The sequence below is a fragment of the Priestia sp. P5_B4 genome (assembly GCF_056400385.1).
Map to the genome: position 1 here is coordinate 1 of NZ_JBFULJ010000910.1, position 1517 is coordinate 1517.

General features: G+C 30.4%; 2 protein-coding genes. One reads left to right on the top strand and one right to left on the bottom strand.

Annotated elements, in window-relative coordinates; translation table 11 throughout:
• The coding region (locus AC1DRF_RS27380) for a hypothetical protein (RefSeq protein ID WP_477742234.1) at nt 1-525 on the top strand (525 nt) is incomplete at its 5' end.
• A 557-nt stretch (nt 526-1082) separates the two neighbouring features.
• Here AC1DRF_RS27380 and AC1DRF_RS27385 read toward each other — a convergent pair.
• Complete coding sequence (locus AC1DRF_RS27385; RefSeq protein WP_211079992.1) at nt 1083-1328, bottom strand: hypothetical protein; 246 nt, start codon at nt 1326-1328, stop codon at nt 1083-1085.
• Between the last annotated feature and the right edge of the window lie 189 nt (nt 1329-1517).

The following is a 1517-nucleotide window of genomic DNA, read 5'->3' on the forward strand; positions in this document are numbered from 1 at the left end:
GAATTGAAACAATTAATTATCAATAATGTTGAATTTAACGTTGAAAATTTCGAAGAAAAAACAATTACACATTCCCCTACAGGTGAGCAGCTAAAAAAGATTGGTTTTGCATTTTCGGTTATAGGAAAAAAAGATTATAACTTATATGACTTATTTTTCGAAAGCCCCCATTTTGAACTTACTATTGTTGATACAAATGAGAAACTTAAAATRRRAAATATTTCACACAGTACTTTTTATCAAGCAGCAGAGATATCAGATGACACAAAAGTYGTATTTAGAATTAAGTTACAACAAGAACCAGYCAAAGAAAAAGAACTTACAAAAGATCAGAAGTTGATGGTTAATGCCGTAAATGAGGYYGTTTTATCTAGAGTAAGATTTAAAGCGTTAGAAGAAATACTAGAAGAAAAAGGRTTAATCAAAGGTGATGAATTATTTGATAAGATTGAAAAAGTAGCTAAAAGAGACTTTGAYACGTTAAAGAAAGAAYTACTTTAKGGTAAAGAAGAAATAAATCCATAAAAAAGCMYCCCTATYTTATCAAGGTGCYTATTTATTTTTCCATAAMGAGCCYTTTYGTATATCATCTCCAACAAATTCCATTATGTTAAAATAAAAATGTATATTATATATATCTTAAAACCCAAAAACTACTGGTGTTCAGTCACCAGTAGTTTTTTTGTAAATAGTGCGTAATTAGAAGTTGTGTTTGAAATCCTATATTGATCTCCAGATTGGTTTGTTCAAAAGGTGAAACAAGTATTTAAAAGATAAGAAAAAGCAGGCTAAAGCTTGATCCTAATTTAAAGAGTTGTTTCTGATAAACCACATTACGTTAACCCGCATAGTATGGAAGGACTCATTGACACTACACCAACTTGTCTTTATTGTAGGAGTGTTGTTCATCCCTCTATTATAAAGAATGATTTGATTTATTGTGATCTCTGCAATTGTTTATGGATGGGCTATTTAATTTTGCTTCTAAATGTTATATGAGGCCCAGCGTACATTTCTCCCTATTATCTACAGCAAACTATCTAAATGAAAAATCTCGACATTTTACCATGTCGAGATTTTTATTAGGCGACGATTTCTATATAGTCTTTTTTTACAGCATCCCATTGAAATCTTCCTTCTTCTACAACAAGATGAGCCTCAGGATCCCAAGGGAAATATTGTTTAGCCATATCTAAACGTAAATGTTCAATACTCGCCGGAGGAAGCTCCCTGTCTCGTTTATTTAGTCCGATAAAATAAATACCACCTTGCGCTAATACATCTGGATGTAAATAAACAAAAACCGGCTGTAGTTCTGTTTTTTCCATTCTTACCACTCCTTTCAAGTACTTTTTAATAACTTAGTGTAATAATTAATTAGAATATCTACTTTTTCATGCTATTGATTTAATATTAATTTCTCTTATATTTATTTTCAGTGGAGGATTCATTTTTAGTTTTATTCTTATTTCTTTCATCTTGCTTTTCTATCTTTAACTCTTCAGTTGGTATTGGAT